The organism is Dietzia aurantiaca, from assembly GCF_021033825.1.
GTDB lineage: Bacteria > Actinomycetota > Actinomycetes > Mycobacteriales > Mycobacteriaceae > Dietzia > Dietzia aurantiaca.
Genome location: NZ_JAIFXZ010000003.1, coordinates 281,302 through 300,614, shown reverse-complemented (window position 1 = coordinate 300,614; position 19,313 = coordinate 281,302). Strand labels below are relative to the sequence as shown.

Below are 19,313 nucleotides of genomic sequence, written 5' to 3'. Positions count from 1 at the left end.
GCCACCGTGCGCGCCGGGGCCGCGGTGGCCGCTGTCGCGGTGGCCGCGCCGGCCCGGCTCACCACTCAATGCCCCGCTGCCCCTTCTGCCCCGCATCCATCGGGTGCTTGACCTTGCCCATCTCGGTGACCAGGTCGGCCACCTCGATCAGCTTCGGATCGGCGTCGCGGCCGGTGATCACCACGTGCTGCCGCCCGGGCCGGGCCGCGAGGGTCTCGGCCACGTCCGCCGCATCCACCCAACCCCACTTGATGGGATAGGTGAACTCGTCGAGCAGATACAGATCGTGCTGCTCGGCGGCAAGGCGGCGCTTGATCTCGGCCCAGCCCTCGGCGGCATCGGCGGCGTGGTCCTCCTCGGTTCCGTCCTTGCGCGACCACGACCAGCCCGACCCCATCTTGTGCCACTCGACGGGCCCGCCCTCGCCGGTCTCGGCATGCAGCCTGCCGAGCCGTTCCATGACGTTCTGCTCGCCGATCTTCCACTTGGCGGACTTCACGAACTGGAACACGCCGATGTCCCAACCCTGGTTCCACGCGCGCATGGCCAGGCCGAACGCGGCCGTGGACTTCCCCTTGCCGGGCCCGGTGTGGACCATGATCAGCGGCCGGTTGCGGCGCTGGCGGGTGCTGAGCCCGTCATCGGGCACGGTCGTGGGCTGTCCCTTGGGCATCAGGCCACCTCGTTTCGGGGAGAGCGTGAGTGGGTGCGGGCGCGGACGGTGTCGGTGAGCCCCTCGGCGGTGACCTCGCCCAGGGGCACGTGCTCGGCGCCCAATTGTGCGGCGAGTTCGGCGGCCAGTCCCATGCGGAACCGGCCGGTCTCGCAGTCCACCACAACGGATGTAGTGCCGAGCGACGCCAGCCCGGTCGCCGCGGCGCGGGACCGTGCGAGGGCGTCCGGGCCGTGGGTGGCGCGGCCATCGGTGACGACGACGACGAGCGGCCGCCGCCGCGGATCGCGAACCTTCTCGATCCGCAGCACCTCGGCGGTGGCGAGCAGTCCCTCCGCCAGTGGGGTGCGGCCGCCCCCGGGGAGCTCCGCCAGGCGCGTCGCGGCGATGTCCACCGAGGAGGTGGGCGGCAGGGCGACCTGCGCGCCGGACCCGCGGAAAGTCACCAGGCCTACGGTATCGCGGCGGCGATAGGCGTCCAGCAGCAGCGAGAGGATGGCGGTCTTGACCTGCTCCATCCGGGTCCGGGCGGCCATGGACCCGGAGGCGTCCACGCAGAAGAGCACGAGGTTGGACTCGCGGCCCTCGCGCACGGCCGAGCGCAGGTCCTCGGGGGCCAGCAGCAGCCGGCCGCCCTGCCGGCCCCCGGTGCGGCCGCGGCCCGCCTGCCACCTGGCGGCGGCGCGGATGGTGGCGGGAAGGTGCAGGTCCGAGCCGGTGAAGTCGCCCGATCCGATCCGACGACCCGAGCTGGTGAGCGCGCGCGACCGGCGGCCGGCGGCGCCGTGGCCGGTGCCCGCGACGGACAGCAGCCGGGTGCGGTACGGGTCCGCGGCGGAGGCCACGGTGCCGGGCGGGACGCCGCCGGGCGCCCCGGCCGGGGAGTCACCCGGGTCGCCCTCCTCGGCGGTGTGGGGGCCCTGCTCGGTGTCGGGGCGCTGCGGGTCTGCGGCGCCGGTGTCGGACTCCTCGGTGCCGCGGTCGGTGTCGGGTTCTGTGTCCGGGTGGGTGTCTGTGCCGGGGTCGATGCGGTTGCCGTCGGCGGCGCTCGGTGCGGCTGCATCGGCCGTGTCCGCATCCCGGGGTGCGTCCGCCTCGGGAGCCCCGTCGGTGCCGGGCCGCCCGTCCGAGGTCTCGGCGTGATCCGTGGACTCGGTGTCCGGATCCCCGTCGGGCTCGGGGTCGGGCTCGTCGTCGTCGCCCAACAACCTCTCCAACAGGTCCTCGTCGAGGCCCGGCGCATCGAACGGGGCGCGCCGCCGGCGGTGGGGTAGCGCCATGCGCGCGGCGACGCGGATGTCCTCGCGCGTGATCCGCGCCCGGCCCTGCCAGGCGGCGTGCGCGGCGGCGGTGCGGGCGGTGACGATGTCGGCGCGCATGCCGTCCACGTCGAACCCGGCGCAGACCCGCGCGATGGTGGCCAGTGCCCACGGCGACATCGGCACGCGGGCGACCATCTCGCGCGCGGCGACGATCCGCTCGGCCAGCGCGGCCTCGTCGGCGGCGAAGCTCGAGGCGAACCCGGCCGGGTCGGACTCGAATGCGATGCGGCGGCGCACCACCTCGGCCCGGAGTTCGGGGTCGCGCGGGGCGGCCACCTCCACGGTGAGGCCGAATCGGTCCAGTAACTGGGGCCGGAGCTCGCCCTCCTCGGGGTTCATGGTGCCGATCAGCACGAACCGCGCGGCGTGGTCCACCGAGACGCCGTCGCGCTCGACGGTCACCCGACCCATCGCCGCGGCGTCGAGGAGCAGGTCCACCACGTGGTCGTGCAGGAGGTTGACCTCGTCCACGTACAGCAGGCCGCGGTGGGCGCGCGCGAGCAGGCCGGGCTCGAAGACGGTGACGCCGTCGCTGAGTGCACTCTCCAGATGTAGAGAGCCGGTGATGCGGTCCTCGGACACGCCGATCGGTAGCTCGACCAGGCGGACGGCACGCTGCTCGACGGGGGCGTCGGCGGGGATTCGGCCGTCGGGGGTCTCGGTGCCGCGGTCGGTGGGCGCGGAGGAGAAGCGGTCCCCGGCCACCACGTCGATGGGCGGTAGGACGCCGGTGAGCGCGCGCACCATCGTGGACTTGGCAGTGCCCTTCTCGCCGCGGATGAGGACACCACCCACCGCCGGCGACACCGCGGTGAGGATGAGGGCGAGCGCCATGTCATCGGATCCGACGACGGCGCTGAAAGGGTAGTGCTGTGGCATGGGGGCTCCCGCTCTCGTCTGCCAGTGGCGGTCAGCGCGAGGCCGGTCTCCGGACTTCCCGGCTCATCTCGGACGTGTGCGCTGGGCGCGGACGTCCGAGAGGCGCGGGTCACCGTAGCGGGCCCTGTGCCGGATTCTCACCGGCTTCCCTGATTCTCCCCTCCGCACCGCCTGGGCGGGTCGTGGGGCACCTCGTGCTGTGGGGTTGTTTGAGTTATCTGCATGCCAGGCTACCCACCATCTCGGACAGCGCGGCTCGCGGCCTCGGCTGTAGTCTTCCGGCTCATGAACGCACAGGTGGTCGTGGTGGGCATCGGCGGCGACGGCTGGGACGGCCTCGACGAGGCCCGCCGTCGCGCCGTCCGTGGCGCCGATGTGCTGCTCGGCGGGGAGCGTCATCTGGCGATGATCCCGGGCGAGGTGGCGGCGGTGCGGGAGCCCTGGCCGCGGCCGCTTCTGCCTGATCTGCCCACGCTCCTCGAGCGCCACCGCGACCGCCGGATAGTGGCTCTGGCCTCGGGGGATCCGCTGTTCGCGGGGATCGGCACGACGCTCATCACAGCACTCGGCCGCGACGCGGTGACGGTGCTTCCGGCCGTCTCGTCGGTGGCGCTGGCCCGCGCGCGGTTGGGCTGGTCGGCCGAGTCCGTGGCGGTGCTCCGGGACCATCGCACGGTCGCCCGCGAACTGTTCCCCGGGCGTCGGATCCTGATCCTCTCCGCTGACCGCCACACGCCCGCCGAGGTCGCCGCGACGCTCACCGCCGCCGGCTTCGGCGCGAGTGCGATGACCGTGCTGGCCGACCTGGGCGCCCCCACGGAGGCGAGCGAGCGCAGTCGCGCGAGCGAGTGGGCGCCGGGCGACGAGGCCCCGATCCTGCACGTGCTGGCGGTGGAGTGCGCGGTCGACGCGGGGCTGGACGACGGGCATCCCGACGACGACGACAACGCCGACAGCGTGGCCCCTCACCCGGCGCGACGTCTGGGCATGGTGCCCGGGCTTCCCGATGACGCCTTTGAATCCGACGGCCAGCTCACGCGCCGCGACCTGAGGGCCTCGGCCCTGTCCCGGCTGGCCCCGGGGTACGGGGAGTTGCTCTGGGACGTGGGGGCCGGTGCCGGCTCGGTGGGGATCGAGTGGATGCGGGCCCACCCGAGTTGCCGGACGATCGCGGTCGAGGCGAACCCCGCCCGCGCCGAGCGGATCAGTCGCAACGCCGCCCGCCTCGGGGTGCCCGCGCTCGAGGTCGTCCGGGGTCGTGCACCCGAGGCGCTGGAGGGGTATCCCCGCCCGGACGCCGTGTTCATCGGCGGTGGTGGCACTGCTCCGGGACTGGTCGACCTGTGCTGGGATGCGCTCCGGCCGGGCGGTCGGCTGGTCGCACACGCGGTCACCGTCGAGACCGAGCGCGTGCTGGTGGACGCCCGCGCCGAACTCGGCGGAGAACTGACCAGGTTCCACGTGGAACACGCCGACGCGATCGGCGGGTTCACCGGCTGGGCGCCCGCGCGCGCGGTGGTGCAGTGGGCCGCCGTCAAACCTTTATCGACGTCTGTAGAGGAGACCCCGTGACCGTTCATTTCGTGGGCGCCGGCCCCGGCGCCGCCGACCTGCTCACGCTGCGTGCGGCCGCGGCGCTTCGGGCGGCCGACGTCTGCCTCTACGCCGGCACCTACCTCGATGAGGGCGTTCTCGATCACTGCCGGCCCGATGTCCGCCTGGTCGACACCCGACACCTGGACCTGGATGGAATCATCGCCGAGATCGCCGGCGCTCACGCCGAGGGGCTGGACGTGGTGCGGCTGTGCTCGGGCGATCCGTCGCTGTACTCGGCGCTGGCCGAGCAGACCCGCCGCCTCGACGCCGCCGGGGTGCCGTGGGACGTGGTGCCGGGCGTGCCCGCCTACGCGGCGGCCGCCGCCGAGCTGGGCGTGGAGCTCACCGTGCCGGAGGTGGTGCAGTCGGTGGTGCTCACCCGGGTACAGGCCCGCTCCACGGCGATGCCGTCGGCCGAGGCGTTGGAGAACTTCGCCGCCACCGGGGCTACGTTGGTGCTGCACCTGGCCATCACGCGGACCCGCGAGCTCGCCGAGCGGTTGATCCCCACCCACGGCGCGGACTGCCCGGTCGCCGTGGTCGCCAATGCCAGCCGCCCGCACCGCGTGGAACTACGGGGCACGCTCGCCGACATCGCCGACTCCGTCGAGGCGGCGGGACTACGACAGGCCGCGGTCATCCTGGTCGGCCGCGCGCTGGACCGGCCCGGCTCGGCCGAGTCGTGGCTCTATTCCTCCCACCCGGAGCGGGAGTCGAAGCGGCGGCGAGCCGGGCGGTAGATAGGGCGGGAGGCCACCGGCCCGCGCAGGGCGCGAGGTCACCCGATCTCAGCCGATATCGCGGCGGCGGTAGCCCGCGAACCCGACGACGAGCAGGGCGGCGGCGACCAGCAGGAGCCAGCCGAGCCCGCTCCAGTGCGGGGCCGCTGCGTCGACCGTCGGGACGTGACGGAGCGGGCTGACGTCGAGTGCCCAGTCGGGCAGCCTGAAGGTCGGGCCGAGCAGGGTGAGCGCGAACGTCGCGACCAACCCCAACCAACCGACGAGTCGGATCCGCGGCGCCGCCCCGACGGCCGCGACCGCGAGCGCGACGAGCACCCAGACCCCCGGTGTGGTTGCCACCGCCTGCCCGAGGACCGTCGCCACGGAGAGGTCGGTGGAGCGTGCCGCGACCAGGCCGAGCGCGAGTCCGGCCAGGGTCATCCCGATCGCGGTTCCGAGCAGCGCCACCACGACATTGGACGCCAGATAGACCCACCGGCGAATCGCGGTCGCGTACAACGGTTCCGTGCGTAGTGCGACCTCGTCGGCGTGGATACGCATGACGACCTGCACGCCCATGATGCTCGCGACGATCGCGACGATCTGCAGAATGGTCGCCACGAACGCCATGGTCAGGTCGGTCGCGCCCGAACCTCCCGAGACGATCACCCTCGCCATCTCCGGGTTCGCGGTGAAGAGCGTCCCGAGGGACCCGGTGAGACTGCCGACCAGGGCGCCGAGTGCTGCCAGCCCGATCAGCCAGGACACGATCATGGCGCGGTGGAGGCGCACGGCCAGGCCCCACACCGAGGTGACGACACCGCCGGTCTCCGGGCCGGGCCGCGGGGGGACCAGACCCTGGCCGAAGTCCCGGCGGCTCTGCAGGGCGAACGCCGCTGTCACCAGGGCGCCGTACAGTGCCAGCGCGGCGAGCAGCGGCCACCCGTTGTTCGCACCACCGGGGTCGGTGCGCTCCAACCACCCGAGAGGGGTCAGCCAGACCGTCCACGCCGGGGCGTCGCCGGCGTCGAGGTAACCGCGCAGCGCGAAGCAGACCGCCAGGGTCGCGATCGCCAGGCTGCTCGAGGTGCGGGCATCCGATCCCAGCTGCGCCGTGACAGCCGCTACGGCACCGAAGATCAGACCTGATGCGGAGAAGGTGGCGGCCAGCGTCAGGGTGGCGACCGCGCCGCCCCCACAGGCGATGGTGAGCAGGAAACACACCACCCCGACCGCAACCGACGCCGCCACGGCCAGGAGCACGGCGACCATGAGACGTGAGTGGCGACCGGTGACACCGGAGGCGATCAGTTCCGCCTGGCCGGAGTCCTCGTGCTCGCGACTGTTCCGTACGACCGTCAGGATCGCCATGATGCCGGCGAGGAGTGCGCCGAGCTGCCCGGCGCGCCACGCATTGAACCCGTCGGCTGTCATCAGGTCGCGCGCCGGGCCGAAGACCAGCGCCAGCGCGGGATTGGCGCCGAGGGTCGCGGCGAGCTCCTGTCGTTCGGCGGCGGTCGGGAAGATCCAGGTGTAGGCGAGGACGGAGGTCGCGGACAGCGCGGAGATGAGCACGACCCAGGGTGCGATGTTGCGGACGTCCAGGCGCAGTGCCACCCGCAGCAGCGGGCGGGTGCCGGTGAGTGTCGAGGTCATCGCGACGCCGTCCGTCCGCGGGTGTCCTGCTGGCCCTCGTACTGGCGGAGGAACAGGTCCTCCAGTGATGGCGGGGAGACCGTGAGCGCCGACATCTCGTAGGCGATCAGCCCGGCCATGGCGGCGTTGATCCGGCCGGGCGGCACCGATGCCGTGAGGCGATCGCCCTCGAGGGCGGGCTCGTGCAGGAATGTCAGTTCCCCGAGGTCCCGGGGTGCCCGACCGAGCGTGGCGCGGATCGTGACGAGGCTGTTCCCCCGCAGCTGCTCGAGCGTCCCGCGCTCGACGATCCGGCCGTCGCGGATGATGCTGACCCGGTCGGCCAGAGTCTCCACCTCGCTCATGATGTGGCTGGAAAGCAGGATGGTGCGGCCCTGCGCCTTCTCCGCGGCGATCTCCTCCTGGAACACCTTCTCCATGAGCGGGTCGAGACCGGAGGTGGGCTCGTCCAGGATGAGGAGTTCGACGTCGGAGGACAGAGCGGCGATGATGGCGACCTTCTGCCTGTTCCCCTTGGAATAGGTGCGGCCGCGCTTCGTGGGGTCCAGCTCGAACCGCTCGAGGAGGGCGGCACGTCTCGCGTCGTCGAGCCCGCCGCGCATGCGGCCGAGGAGATCGATGGCCTCACCCCCCGACAGGGAAGGCCAGAGCACCACGTCGCCGGGCACGTAGGCGAGGCGACGATGGAGTGTCACGACATCTCGCCACGGGTCGCCGCCCAACAACTCCGCGGTGCCGCCGTTGGCGCGCAGCAGTCCCAGCAGCACTCTGATCGCGGTGGATTTGCCCGCGCCGTTCGGGCCGAGAAACCCGTGGACCTCGCCACGCTCGACCTCGAGATCGAGTCCGTCGAGGGCTCGGACCGCGCCGAAGGTCTTCACGAGGCCTGAAGTACGGATGGCCAGTTCGACGGTCGGACTCATGTCGGCCCCTCGTGTTGCGGCGGTGGAACGGGCGACGTGCTCGGTGAGGTCGCCGGTACGTGCCGGACGATGGTGGGCGCCGCAGTGGCCGGCATCATCGCCCGCAGGGTGAGTCGGAGACTAGGTGTGCTGCCTGTCAGATTTCATCGATTGTCGAAATTCGACGTTCTAGCGGCTCGCCGAGTTCGACCTGAGCGCCTCCGAGTACATCCCGCTGGAACAGCTCGGCCATGACGTCTATGCCGCAGCCGCGACCGCGCTGACCACAGGGTTCTGGGGAAACCACCGGTTCGATCCGCAGGAGTTCCGCGATCGGGTGTGGTCAGCGTTCGACGAGATCGCCGGTGCGCAGACGGGCGGGTCGCGGTCAGGGTGCCGCGACCCGTCCGGTCAGGGCCTGAGCTCGGTGGCCGCGGCGAGTTCGGACTTGGCGATGGTGCGCAGATGCACCTCGTCCGGCCCGTCGAAGATGCGCATGGCGCGGTGCCAGCCGTACATCGCGGCGAGTGGGACGTCGTCACTGACGCCCATGCCCCCGTGCACCTGGATCGCTCGGTCGATCACGTTCAGGGCGATTCGCGGCGTGGTGATCTTGGCCATCGATACATACGGGGCGGCGGCCTTGTTGCCCTGGGCGTCGATGATCGCGGAGGCGTGCTGGCACAGCAGGCGGGCCTGCTCGATCTCGAGGCGGGATTCGGCGATGCCGGCCTGGATCATTCCCTGCTCCGCGAGAGGCTTGCCGAACGCGATGCGTTCCTGGACCCGGGTCGTCATCAATTGGTGGGCGCGCTCGGCGGCACCGAGGGCGCGCATGCAGTGGTGGATCCGGCCGGGCCCGAGGCGGGCCTGGGCCAGCGCGAATCCCGACCCCTCCTCGTCGAGGATGTTGGTGACCGGGACGCGCACGTCCTCGAACAACATCTCGCAGTGTCCGTGCTGGTCATGCCGCCCGAACACCGGGACGTCCCGCACCAGGGTCACGCCGGGGGTGTCCCGGGGGACGATGATCATCGACTGCTGCAGGTGCCGCGCCGCGGTCGGGTCGGTCTTGCCCATGACGATGAAGAACGCACAGCGTGGGTCCGCGGCGCCGGATGTCCACCACTTGCGGCCGTTGATCACGTACTCGTCGCCGTCACGCACGATGGAGGTCTCGATGTTGGTGGCGTCCGAGGACGCGACGTTCTTCTCGGTCATCGCGAACGCGGACCGGATCTCGCCCCGCAGGAGGGGCTCGAGCCACTGCTCCCGCTGCTCATCGGTCGCGAACAGGTGAAGCAGCTCCATGTTCCCGGTGTCCGGGGCCTGACAGTTGAGTGCCTCGGGCGCGAGCTCGAGGGACCACCCGGTCACCTCGGCGAGGCTCGCGTAGTCGAGCTGGGAGATGCCCGACTCGGACGGGAGGAAGAGGTTCCACAGCCCCCGGGCTCGGGCCTTGGTCTTGAGTTCCTCCACGACGGGCGGGAGCGTGTGATCGTCCTGACCGTGTTCGGCGCGATAGGCGTGGTAGGCGGCCTCCGCGGGGAAGACTTCGGTGTTCATGAAGTCCACGAGCGTGGCGCGCAGCTCCTGCGCTTTCGGTGACGGGGTCAGTTGGAGCCCGGAGATGTCCTGCATGTCAGTGTCCGTTCTGTGGGTGAGGGGTGGGTGGATCTAGAGTCCCGACCGGAATGCGCGGTCGTGGGCGCGGTCCAGGATCGGCGCGACCATGCCGCCGATGTCGTCGTACCAGTCGCCCACTGTCGTCCCTGCGAGATGCCGGGCGTGGATCTGCTCGAGGATCACCGCGAGCTTGAGATCGGCGAAGATGATGTACCAGTCGAGACTGTCGATCGAGATGTTGCGGAGGTCGGCGTACTTCCTCACCACCTCATTCGCGGTGGGGAAGCCCTCGAGGGCGGTCGCCCCGGCGGTGATCGGGTTGTGGAACGTGCCGACCTCGTCCCAGAAGCTGATGAGCATGCCCAGGTCGGCGAGGGTGTCTCCCAGGGTGGACATCTCCCAGTCGAGCACCCCGAGGATCTGCGTGGGGTCCTCGTGGGCGACCAGGAGATTATCGATCTTGTAGTCGCCGTGAACGATCCCCGGGAGCGTCGTCTCCGGCATGGACCGACGCAGCATGCCGATCACCTCGTCGACCCGGGGCCGCTCGGAGGTCTTGATGGCGTGCCACTGGCGCTCCCATCGGTTGAGCTGCCGTTCGAGGTAGCCCTGAGGTCGTCCCCAGTCCTCCAGTCCGACGTCGGCCGGATCGATCTCGTGGAGAGCGACCAGGGTCCTGATCATCGTGTCGGTGAGCCGGCCTCGCTGGTCCGGGGTCAGGGACCGGGTGTCCTCTGCGGTACGCAGGGTGCGCCCGACCAGCTTGTCCATCACGTAGAACTCGGCGCCGAGCACCGCCGGGTCCCGGCACAGGCCCACCACGTGGGGGACGGGCACGGCGGAGCCGGCCAGGGCGCCCATCACTCTCGCTTCACGCGACATGTCATGAGCGGACTGGAGGACTTCGCCGTACGGCGGACGTCGCAGGATCCAGTGATGGGTGCCGTCGGACACTTCGTAGGTCGGATTGCTGCGGCCTCCGGCGATCAGGCGGGCCGTCAGGGGCCCGGCCAGGCCGTCGGGCCGAGCCTCGTGCATCCATGTTCGTAGCGCGGGGATGTTCACCGTGCCCGCGGAGGAATCACTCTCTGCCATCGCAGCCCCTCATCTAAACGATCGTTTGGATACACCATAGCGTCGACGAAGGGATCCCGGAGGGAAGTCGGCTCTAGCTCTCTGCGGCCCCGCCCGGTACGGCCGGGGCCGAGGCGCCTGTGAATCCCACGGTGCCGAGCGCCAATTCCACGTACCTGTCCGCCATCTCGCCCGGCGAGACATCGCCCGAGCTCCGGTACCAGGAAGCCACCGCGTAACCCATGTTGATCACCGCGCGCGCGGCCTCGCGCGGGTGGTTGGTGGTGAACGCTCCCTCGCTGATCCCCCGGTCGACCACGTCCTGGAACATCCGTTCCTGCTCATCGCGCAGTGTCACGATCAGCTTGCGTCCCGGTCCGTCGAGACTGCGCAGTTCGGATGCGCCGATCAGTGCTTCAGCCTGGCGATCGGTATGGAAGAGGATCCAGGCGTGGACCAGCGCGCCCAGTTGTGCGGCCGGGTCCGTGCCGGCACCCATCAGTGCCGTTCTGGTCGACGAGAGCACGTCGCTCAATGTCTGCACCATGATCGCCTGCAGCATGTCCTGCTTGGAAGCGAAGTGGTGATAGATCGAGGCGACCGTGACCCCCGCATCTCCGGCGATGTCCCGCATCGACGTTCCGTGGAAGCCCCGCTCGGTGAAGTTGCGGATCGCCGAGGCCAGTACCGGCTCCTTGCCGCGCCGTTGTCGACTCTCGCTGCGTGCGGCATCACGGGTGGGGCCAGCCATTTCCACGCTCCCGGCAAATAGTGGTCGTTTGTTCGGATGGTAATCGTCTCGGGCGCCTACAGCGCTACCCGGCGGGAGTTCGCGTGTGCTCCTGGAACCCGCGCTGCAGTGTCATGATCACCAGGCGGCTGCCGATCACGTAGGCGATGAGCAGGAGGGACATCCCGATGTAGGTGGTCATCAGCAGGTCGTCCGACCACCGCGGCCCCTCCTCGGACAGCACCAGGGCGATACCGCTGAACGCCGCCACGACAGTGAGCACGGACAGGGAGATGACCTGCGCGAAGTGGTTGGCCACCGCCCTGCTCGCCGGGTCGGCGAGCGGCGAGAAGCTCAGCCCCAGGTTGTCGCGGTCGAGGCGTCCCAGGATCGACGACAGTTGGGCGGGCGCTCGCTCGGCGATCGGCGCCACCAGCGCGGCCTGTTCGATGCCAGTGCGCACCGAGTGGCCGGGCGAGAGGCTCTCCCGGAACACCGACGAGGCGATCGACCGGGTGGTGGCGATGACATCCATATCCGGGGCCAGAAGCGAGAGGGTGCCCTCGAGTGCGCCCAGGCAGCGGAAGGCCGCGGCGATGGATGACGGGACCTTGAACCCGGCCGAGACGACCGCCCGCAGCAGGTCATTGAACAGCACGTCGGCCGGCATGCCCTCGATGCGCATGATGAGGTCGCCGATGAGCCACTGCGTGGTCACGAGGTCCAGGTCCGCGGGCGGGATGAGGATGTGGCAGAGGGCGGTGGTCGCGGCGGCGCCGTCTTGGCGGTCGATGGCGATGAGCAGCGATCTCAGTCCCAGACGGGCCTGGCGGTCCAGGCGGCCGACCGAGCCGAAGTCGAGAAGGGCGAACGACCCGTCCGGGGTGAGCAGGATGTTCCCACCGTGCAGGTCGGCGTGGAAGACGCCGTCGACCAGGATCTGCCGCAGGACCACCTCGAGGATCGTGCGGGTGAGGTCCTCGCGCTCCGTGGCGGACAGCGCGTCGATCTGGTCCGCGGCGCGGGACAGGGGGATGCCGTCGATGCGGTCCATCGTGAGGATGCGCCTGGTGGAGAACCGCCGGTGCGCACCGGGGATGACCACACCATCGGTTCCCTCCAGGGCCGCGAGGTTACGCAGCTCCGTCCGGTAGTCCAGCTCCTCGGACAGGGAGGCCCCGAATCCTTCCGCCAGGTCGACCGCGCCGAGTTGGCGAGCCCACGCGGCCCGCTTCTCCAACAGCCGGGCCAGCCGCGTGATGATGTCGAGATCGGCGCGCACGGTCGCGTCGGCCGACGGGCGCTGGATCTTGACCACCACGTCCTCACCGGTCGTCAGCGTGGCCTTGTGTACCTGTCCGAGGGAGGCCGCGGCCAGCGGTTCGGGCTCGAACTCCGAGAACACCTCCTCGGGCGGACCCCCCAGCTCGGCGATGAGGGATTGTCGGACGGTCTCCCACGGATCCGGCGGGACCTGGCTGTGCAGCTGCGCCAACTCGCTCATGTACGCAGGCGGCAGGAGATCGGGGCGGGTCGAGAGCATCTGACCCAGCTTGACGAACGTCACCCCGCCCTCGGTGAGCGCCGTACGCAGCGCGACAGCGGTGCCGGGTCGGTTCAGGCGGTCCACGGCTGAACGGGACCGACCGAGGTAGCCGATGAGTCCCTGGCGGGCGGCGATGGCGAAGATCTGCCGGAACCGGCGGGCGCGCCGGAACCAGCCGGGCATCCCGCGCACGAACTCGATCGGACCCGGCAGGCTCCCCGTGGGCACGAGGATCTCGGTCACGACCAGGATGCTGATCTCGAACGCGATGACCCAGGCGACGAAGAGCACCGAGATGGCGACCGTGCTCCAGATGTGTTCCGGGGCGGACGGGTCGTCGATACCCGTGTGTTCGAGTGTGGTGAGCAGAAGGGGGTTGGCGACGAGGGCGACGATGAACGAGAACACGAAGATCCGCGGCCACCCCACGGGCCCGCCCATCAGCCGCCGGACCGTCCAGGCGACCAGGACCGTGTTGATGACGACGGAGATGACGATGAACAAGGTCTGCACGCCTTCACTGTAGGGTCGCCGCCCCTGCTGGGAGGGGCGCTGCGGCGGAGGGGCCGGCGCGAGCGCGTCACCTGCAGACTGCCGGCGACCACGGTGTGGCCGCCGGCAGTCCAACAGCGTGGCGGTGGTTCACCAACCCACGTGGCCCGGCGCAACGGACGGCCACGGCGCGGCCGTCTCGAGCTGCCCCGCCAGACGGAGGAGTAGGTCTTCACGTGCGTAGTCGGCAGCGAACTGGACTCCGACGGGCAGGCCGTTCTCGTCCTTGCCGGCGGGCAGCGAGATCGCGGGCTGCCCGGAGACATTGAACAGTGACGTGCACGTGGAATAGGTCGCCGCCCGAGTCCACAGTGTGGCAGGGTCCGTCACGTCCAGATGGCCCAGTTCCGGAACTCGAAGAGGGATGGTCGGTAGCAGGATGACGTCGACGCCCTCGCGCGCGAACAGTTCCCCGAGTTGCCAGCCGATCCGCTGCGCCGACTGCAGCTCGACGTTGAGATCTGCCGCGCTCAGGCCGCGGCCGTTGTCGAGAATGGTGCGGGTCCACGGTTCGAGGTCGTCGTCACGCAGCTCGCGACCGAGTTCGGCCAGTCGCCTGTCGATGGTCGCTGACATCTGCGCCATCATGATGCGTCCGCTGACCGTGATCGTGTGGACGAGGTCGACTCCCAGCTCGACCTCGTGGAGCTCGTGGCCGAGTTCCTCCATCACAGCCGCCGTGCGGTCGACCATCGCCGTCGCCACCGGGTCGGTGGGGAACGGGTGCGGTGCGGCTCGGACGAGACCGATACGCAGCCTGCCGGGATCGGTTCCGACTTCATCGAGGAACGGCCTGGCCGGAGTCGGCGCGCCGTAGGCGTCGCCCGGTATATGTCCGGCGACCACGTCCAGCAGGGCGGCGGAATCCCGGACGGTCGTGGTGAGCGCGTGGTGGGAGGTCACCGGCGAGGCGAACCCTGCCGGATTCGGCCAGGTCGGCACCCGTCCCCGGCTTGGCTTGAGGCCGACCAGCCCACACGCCGAGGCGGGGATCCGGATCGACCCTCCGCCGTCGGTTCCGTGGGCGACGGGGACCATGCCCGAGGCGACAGCAGCTGCTGCTCCGCCACTGGAGCCGCCGGTGGAGTACCCGGTGTTCCACGGGTTGCGGCAGGGACCGTAGAGCAAGGATTCCGTCGTCGGCATCTTGCCCAACTCCGAGACGTTGGTGGTGCCCAGAACGACCATGCCGGCGGCTTTATACCGTTGGACCACGGTCGAGTCGACCTCGGCGATCACGTCGGCGAACAGTCGGGAACCGTCAGTGGCGGGTTGGCTGCGCACGTCGGCTCCGAGGTTCTTGATGAGGATCGGCACGCCCCGCAGCGGCCCGTCGGGAAGACCATCCGCGATCTCGGAGAGAGCCTCCTCTCGCCGGGTCGACACCACCGCGTTGAGCGCGGGGTTCACCGCCTCGATGCGCCGGAACGCCTCCTCCGCGACGTCCCGGGTGTCCGCTTCTCCGGAGCGGATGGCGGCGGCCAGTGCTAGGGCATCGCGGGGCGGCGAGGCGGTCGTGGACGAGCGGGGCGTGGCATCAGTTTCGGTCACGGCGTCAGCCCTCGACGTAGGTGCCGTCGAACAGGATGATCGAGTGCATCGTCGACTTGACTCCGTGCACCGACTCGTCCACGACCACGTACTCCACACCGTTCGCGAAGACCGTGAACGGGAGAACCTCGTTGTGCACCTCCTGGAGCTTGTTCAACGCGGCCTTCTGGGCGTCGACACCGTCCGCGGCCTTGAGTTCGGTGATCGCCGCCGTGAGTGCCGGGTCGTCGATACCGGTCAGGTTGGTCGCACCTCCCGGGGTCATGGCGGATCCGAATGCCGAGGCCGGGTCCGCGTCGGACACCGCGAGCCCTCCCAGGACGAGTTCGTAGTCACCGGTGAACTGGCGGGCCGCCACCTGCGAGATCGGCGCGTTGCTGATTGTCACGTCGAAGCCCGCCGCGTCGAGCAGTGCCTTGGTCACGACGCCGGACTCGACGAGCTCCGGCGCATCGGAGATGAGCAGGTTGACCTTGCCGTCCCAGCCAGTCTCCTGCTTCAGCTCGGCCACCAGTTCGGCGGCCAGTTCGCTGTTGTACTCCGGGCCCTCGGCGCCGTCGTAGAACCGCGACGAGTCGGAGATGATCGAGGACGCGGGCTCCCCCTCTCCGGCGTTGAGCCGCTGGTCCATCAGCTCTCGATCCAGAGCATGGCTCACCGCCTTGCGGGCACGTGCGTCGGTGAACACGCCGTCGTAGCCGGCCGTGCCGGTGTTCATGTTGACGACCGCACCCGAGCTGACCACTTCGAGGAACCCCTTGGCGCCGGCATCCTGCGCGACCGTGACGAACTTGGGCCCCCGCAGGAAGCCCGCCTGCAGTTCGCCGTTCTGGAAGGCCTCGAAGGTGCCCTGCGAACCCGGGATCCGGATGAACTCCAGGGTCGGGCAGACCGGGCCACCGTAGTAGTCGGGGTTCGGTTGAAGGACGACCTTCTGGTCCGGGATGACCTCCTCGACGACGAACGCCCCTGCACCGACCGGCGCCTTGGCCCACTGCTCTGGGCTCGAGGCTTCGTACGCTTCTTGCGGGAGGACTTCTCCGACGACCCCGGCGAGCAGGGCCGGGAAACCCGCCCAGGGCTCGGTGAGTGTGAACCGGACGATCTGCGGATCGACCACCGTGACGTCGTCGATCTGCGCGGCGTCGGTCATCGCGACCGACCGCGTCGCGGGATCCTGATGGATACCAACGGTGTATGCGACGTCCTGGGCGGTCAGCGGTCCGCCGTTGGAGAAGTTGACCCCCTCGCGCAGCGTCAGTGTCCACTCGGTGTGGTTCTCACCGGACTCGAGCGATTCGGCGAGCTGCGGGACGAACTCCTCCGCCTGGTTGTCCCAGCGCATGAGCCGGTCGTAGACGGCCGCGGACTGGGCGCCGCCGCGAACACCGTATTCACCCTGACCCGGCGCGAACGTCGGCAGCATGACGTACTCGCCCATGGTGATCGTTCCACCGACCTTGTCCTCTGTGCACTCTTCGCCCATGGCGGGCAAGAGGGAGGTGGAGTCGGCGTGGTCGGCGGTCTCGCCACCGCTTCCACACGCGGTGAGGACAAGTGTTGCGGCCGAGAAGATCGCCGCTGTTTTCACGTATTTCATTTCTCTCCGAGTGCTTTCTCGAGGGGTGCATAGGCCGGAAAATCGCCGCAGAGGCGTCTTTGCAGTGACGAGTATCACGCACCCTGCGTGGTTAGTCAATCACAATTGTTCAGCTTCATTTAGGCGATCCTCGCGCATCTCGCTCGCAGAATTTTTGCCCGATTATTCGCGCAGAAATCCCACGTTGCGCGTCCGGTGCGGGCGCCAACACGAAGTCCTTGAGCTGCGCGAATGATCAGTTCGTTGACAAGTTAAGGCTGTGACCTTACAGTGTGGAATATGTCGAGAATCGATTCGCGACAGGCGATGATTGATGCTGCCGAGCGAATAGTTGCTGAGCGTGGAATGCCTGCGCTCACACTCAAGGATGTCCAAATCGCGGCGAATCAATCAAACAAATCCGCCGCCAAATATCATTTCGGTTCTCGCGAACGTCTCCTTTACGCGGTGGTGGACTCACGGATGGTGCGAGTGCAGTCCCGGAGGCAGGAGATGCTCGATGCCCTCGATCGCTCGGGCCAGGATCCGACTCTGACTCAGGTCATGGAGGTACTCGTTAGGCCGTTGGCCGCCGAGACCGTGTACCGGGCGGGTAGTCGATGCGCCCGCTTCCTCGTGCAGGCGGTGTTCGACCCGGCCCTCGACGACGTGGTGCAGAAGCACCTCCAGGTGGACAGCTACGTCACGACCGTGGAGATGTTGACGAGCCTGTGCCCGGCGCCGCCCGACATCGCGCGGTGGCGGATTGAGAACGTCGGCATGCTCCTCGTGACGGCGCTTGCCGCGCGGGAGGGCTATGAGAGGACCGTCGAGGAATGCGATGTGATCGTCGCCGACCTGGTCAGTATGTGTGTCGGCGCTCTCGAGGCGCCTGTCCCGTCCGTTGAGTCGTCGGAGGCATCCGGCCGGAAGTAGCGGGTGAAGAGGCGGGCCCGCCGGCACTACCGTGTTGGCCACCTCGATCGCCATGGGACTGTCCTGGGCCGGGGTGTCCGGCGCGGGGACGATGGTCGTGCACCACGCGAGTTACGAGCCCATCGGGCAGTTCTTGAGCAACGAGCAGTTCAACCAGATGTACCTGCGTTGGCAGGTGCTCTCGGTGGCGCGGTGGGTCCTGCCGATCGTCGCCGTGGCCACCGTCGGCCTGGCCGTGTGGGCGTGGCGGCGCGGCCGGGTGTGACGGGAACCGAGCCGACCCGCAGCGCGGCAGGTGCCGCGCCGCGGGTCGGTCAGGTGGCCGAAGCTACGAGAGGGGCCCGGCCGTTGCGGTGGGTCCGGTCGCAGGGGCCGTGACTGTGGCGCGGCGGGTGACCAGGATGTCGACGACGACGAAGGCCGCCAACGAGATTCCCAGCAGCGGCATGAATAGTCCTAGCCCCACTGCGACGGCTGTCGCGATCGCGTAGACCTGCCACGAGAGTCCGGTGGTCTTCCCGAGGGGTGCGGGTAGTCCGCCTCGGGTCGGGCGGCGCTTCCACCACATCCGATATCCCGTGATCGCGAGCGCCACGACCGCCAACGCTGTCGCGGCGAGGGCTATCTGCAGGGGAAGCCCGAACATGATACCCATGTGCAGGTAGATGCCCCAGGACGACAGCTTGGAATACGGCGACAGTTCCTCGAAGTCGAGCCGGTCGACGATCCGCCCGTCGTCCCCCGAGACGGCGACCGAGTCCGAGCTGAACACCCACGGTCCCCACAGCTGGCTGACAGTCCACGCCGAGTCAGCGTCGGTGGGCGCGCTCATCCGGAGCGGACCGTCCAGGCCGGCGTGGCGTGCCGCGTCGAGGACCGAGGGGGCCTGTTCGGCGGGGGATCGGTGCCCTGCGTGCTGGGCGGAGTGGCCCCGGTGCTCCGCGTGCGCGTCGGTCGTGGCGGCATCACCACTGAGCGAGGTCTGCAAGGGGTCAGATCGCCAGTTCATCGCCGAGACCACGGAATCGATGTTGCCGCCGGTGTAGGTGGACCAGGTCAGGCCCGTCGTGGCGATCCCGAGGAGGACCACGGCGAACCAGGTGCCGAGGGTCGCGTGTAGAGACATCGTCTTGCGGCGCGAGCCCGGTCGCGCGGGAACTCCCCGCAGCATCGCGGCCCGACGCGCGGACCTGGCGGCGCGGGTCCTGCGCCACCACAGGAACAGCCCGCTCAGCGTGAGGATGAGCAGCCAGGAGGCGGCGAGTTCCGAGTAGATCTCGCCCGCGGCGCCGAGGTGCAGGTCGCTGTGCAGGCCGGAGATCCAGCTGCGCAAGGGGAGTTCACCGAGGCCCGAGTAGCTGGTCAGCGCACCGTTCACGGAAGCGTCCGCGGGGTCCACGAAGACGGCGCGGTTCACGCCTTCGGGCAGCGAGCCGTCGGCGAAGAGGACGCGGGTGGCGGTCCCGGGTTCGTCGGCGGGCCAGACCTCGACCAGCTCGAGGCCCGGCTGACGGTCGCGGGCGGCCGCGATCTGTTCGGCCAAGGGTGTGCTCGTTGTCGTCGTCGTTGTCGTCGCGGAGATCTGATCCTGGTAGGCGAGTTTCTCCAGCGTGGGGGACAGCGCGTAGAGCGCGCCGGACAGCGCGGCGACGATGAGGAACGGGGCCACGAACAGCCCCGCGTAGAAGTGGATCCGGGCGAGGATCGCCCTGAGCTGTTCGGCGACGGGTCCGGCTGTTCGTGCCGGTCGGGTGGGTTTCGGTGGACGGGTGGGTTCGGCAGTCGTGGGTGCTACGGACATGGCTGATACCTCTCGCAGATACCGGTGTCCTGCTCGCGTGTGGCCGGGCCGGGGCGAGCGGAATCGCGCCGCGGCCTCGTGGCGCACGCGACGGCGGGATCACCGGTGATGAGCCCCGCGGGTCAGGCGGGGATTGATGAGATCTGCAGGGGCGCGCGAGTGGCCGGC

At 69.7% G+C, this 19,313-nt stretch carries 15 protein-coding genes and 1 riboswitch; of the genes, 4 read left to right on the top strand and 11 right to left on the bottom strand.

Features of this window, described 5'->3' with window-relative positions:
• Positions 1 to 58: 58 nt before the first annotated feature.
• On the bottom strand, positions 59 to 673 hold the full coding sequence (cobO, locus tag K3888_RS06160) for a cob(I)yrinic acid a,c-diamide adenosyltransferase (RefSeq protein WP_230929371.1): 615 nt from the start codon (positions 671 to 673) through the stop codon (positions 59 to 61).
• Entirely contained in the window at positions 673 to 2,874 is a 2,202-nt protein-coding gene (locus tag K3888_RS06155) for a magnesium chelatase subunit D family protein (RefSeq protein ID WP_230929370.1), read from the bottom strand. Before K3888_RS06155 ends, cobO begins: the two co-directional genes overlap by 1 nt.
• 23 nt (positions 2,875 to 2,897) lie before the next feature.
• Positions 2,898 to 3,084, bottom strand: a riboswitch (cobalamin riboswitch).
• Positions 3,085 to 3,159: 75 nt separating this feature from the next.
• On the opposite strand from K3888_RS06155, the gene cbiE reads away from it, so the two are divergent.
• Positions 3,160 to 4,446: a precorrin-6y C5,15-methyltransferase (decarboxylating) subunit CbiE gene (cbiE, locus tag K3888_RS06150; RefSeq protein ID WP_230929369.1), complete on the top strand. Its 1,287-nt coding sequence runs from the start codon at positions 3,160 to 3,162 to the stop codon at positions 4,444 to 4,446.
• Positions 4,443 to 5,210, top strand: coding sequence for a cobalt-precorrin-4/precorrin-4 C(11)-methyltransferase (locus K3888_RS06145; RefSeq protein ID WP_230929368.1), 768 nt, complete (start codon positions 4,443 to 4,445; stop codon positions 5,208 to 5,210). The genes cbiE and K3888_RS06145 overlap by 4 nt, the downstream gene beginning before the upstream one ends.
• 48 nt (positions 5,211 to 5,258) lie before the next feature.
• Here the strand turns inward: K3888_RS06145 and K3888_RS06140 are convergent, their stop codons facing one another.
• From K3888_RS06140 to K3888_RS06105, 8 genes are all read right to left on the bottom strand, one after another.
• Positions 5,259 to 6,848, bottom strand: coding sequence for an ABC transporter permease (locus tag K3888_RS06140; RefSeq protein WP_230929367.1), 1,590 nt, complete (start codon positions 6,846 to 6,848; stop codon positions 5,259 to 5,261).
• On the bottom strand, positions 6,845 to 7,771 hold the full coding sequence (locus K3888_RS06135) for an ABC transporter ATP-binding protein (protein WP_230929366.1): 927 nt from the start codon (positions 7,769 to 7,771) through the stop codon (positions 6,845 to 6,847). The genes K3888_RS06140 and K3888_RS06135 overlap by 4 nt, the downstream gene beginning before the upstream one ends.
• A gap of 390 nt (positions 7,772 to 8,161) precedes the next feature.
• Entirely contained in the window at positions 8,162 to 9,391 is a 1,230-nt protein-coding gene (locus K3888_RS06130) for an acyl-CoA dehydrogenase family protein (RefSeq protein ID WP_230929365.1), read from the bottom strand.
• A 36-nt stretch (positions 9,392 to 9,427) separates the two neighbouring features.
• Positions 9,428 to 10,471, bottom strand: a complete 1,044-nt coding sequence (locus tag K3888_RS06125) for a phosphotransferase family protein (protein WP_230929364.1) — start codon at positions 10,469 to 10,471, stop codon at positions 9,428 to 9,430.
• Positions 10,472 to 10,544: 73 nt separating this feature from the next.
• On the bottom strand, positions 10,545 to 11,201 hold the full coding sequence (locus K3888_RS06120) for a TetR/AcrR family transcriptional regulator (protein WP_230929363.1): 657 nt from the start codon (positions 11,199 to 11,201) through the stop codon (positions 10,545 to 10,547).
• Between the two features lie 64 nt (positions 11,202 to 11,265).
• On the bottom strand, positions 11,266 to 13,239 hold the full coding sequence (locus K3888_RS06115; protein ID WP_230929362.1) for an ABC1 kinase family protein: 1,974 nt from the start codon (positions 13,237 to 13,239) through the stop codon (positions 11,266 to 11,268).
• Positions 13,240 to 13,368: 129 nt separating this feature from the next.
• The gene (locus K3888_RS06110; RefSeq protein WP_230929361.1) at positions 13,369 to 14,829 is read right to left on the bottom strand and encodes an amidase; all 1,461 of its coding nucleotides are present in this window, start codon (positions 14,827 to 14,829) and stop codon (positions 13,369 to 13,371) included.
• Positions 14,830 to 14,833: 4 nt separating this feature from the next.
• Positions 14,834 to 16,429 carry an ABC transporter substrate-binding protein gene (locus K3888_RS06105; RefSeq protein ID WP_230929360.1) on the bottom strand — a complete coding sequence of 532 codons (1,596 nt, stop codon included), beginning with the start codon at positions 16,427 to 16,429 and terminating at the stop codon, positions 14,834 to 14,836.
• 279 nt (positions 16,430 to 16,708) lie between these two features.
• Between K3888_RS06105 and K3888_RS06100 the strand changes: the two genes are divergently transcribed.
• Together K3888_RS06100 and K3888_RS06095 are read left to right on the top strand one after the other, a co-directional pair.
• A complete protein-coding gene (locus K3888_RS06100) occupies positions 16,709 to 17,344 on the top strand; it encodes a TetR/AcrR family transcriptional regulator (RefSeq protein ID WP_230929359.1) in 636 nt (211 codons plus the stop codon).
• Positions 17,345 to 17,378: 34 nt separating this feature from the next.
• Positions 17,379 to 17,609: a hypothetical protein gene (locus K3888_RS06095; protein ID WP_230929358.1), complete on the top strand. Its 231-nt coding sequence runs from the start codon at positions 17,379 to 17,381 to the stop codon at positions 17,607 to 17,609.
• Between the two features lie 63 nt (positions 17,610 to 17,672).
• Here the strand turns inward: K3888_RS06095 and K3888_RS06090 are convergent, their stop codons facing one another.
• Positions 17,673 to 19,145, bottom strand: coding sequence for a PepSY-associated TM helix domain-containing protein (locus K3888_RS06090; protein WP_230929357.1), 1,473 nt, complete (start codon positions 19,143 to 19,145; stop codon positions 17,673 to 17,675).
• Positions 19,146 to 19,313 lie beyond the last annotated feature (168 nt).

Excerpts from the sequence above, each read along its gene's own strand:
- cobO (WP_230929371.1), bottom strand. The coding sequence starts at position 673 with ATGCCCAAGGGACAGCCCACGACCGTGCCCGATGACGGGCTCAGCACC.
- K3888_RS06155 (WP_230929370.1), bottom strand. The coding sequence starts at position 2,874 with ATGCCACAGCACTACCCTTTCAGCGCCGTCGTCGGATCCGATGACATG.
- cbiE (WP_230929369.1), top strand. The coding sequence starts at position 3,160 with ATGAACGCACAGGTGGTCGTGGTGGGCATCGGCGGCGACGGCTGGGAC.
- K3888_RS06140 (WP_230929367.1), bottom strand. The coding sequence starts at position 6,848 with ATGACCTCGACACTCACCGGCACCCGCCCGCTGCTGCGGGTGGCACTG.
- K3888_RS06135 (WP_230929366.1), bottom strand. The coding sequence starts at position 7,771 with ATGAGTCCGACCGTCGAACTGGCCATCCGTACTTCAGGCCTCGTGAAG.
- K3888_RS06130 (WP_230929365.1), bottom strand. The coding sequence starts at position 9,391 with ATGCAGGACATCTCCGGGCTCCAACTGACCCCGTCACCGAAAGCGCAG.
- K3888_RS06125 (WP_230929364.1), bottom strand. The coding sequence starts at position 10,471 with ATGGCAGAGAGTGATTCCTCCGCGGGCACGGTGAACATCCCCGCGCTA.
- K3888_RS06120 (WP_230929363.1), bottom strand. The coding sequence starts at position 11,201 with ATGGCTGGCCCCACCCGTGATGCCGCACGCAGCGAGAGTCGACAACGG.
- K3888_RS06105 (WP_230929360.1), bottom strand. The coding sequence starts at position 16,429 with ATGAAATACGTGAAAACAGCGGCGATCTTCTCGGCCGCAACACTTGTC.
- K3888_RS06100 (WP_230929359.1), top strand. The coding sequence starts at position 16,709 with ATGTCGAGAATCGATTCGCGACAGGCGATGATTGATGCTGCCGAGCGA.
- K3888_RS06090 (WP_230929357.1), bottom strand. The coding sequence starts at position 19,145 with ATGTCCGTAGCACCCACGACTGCCGAACCCACCCGTCCACCGAAACCC.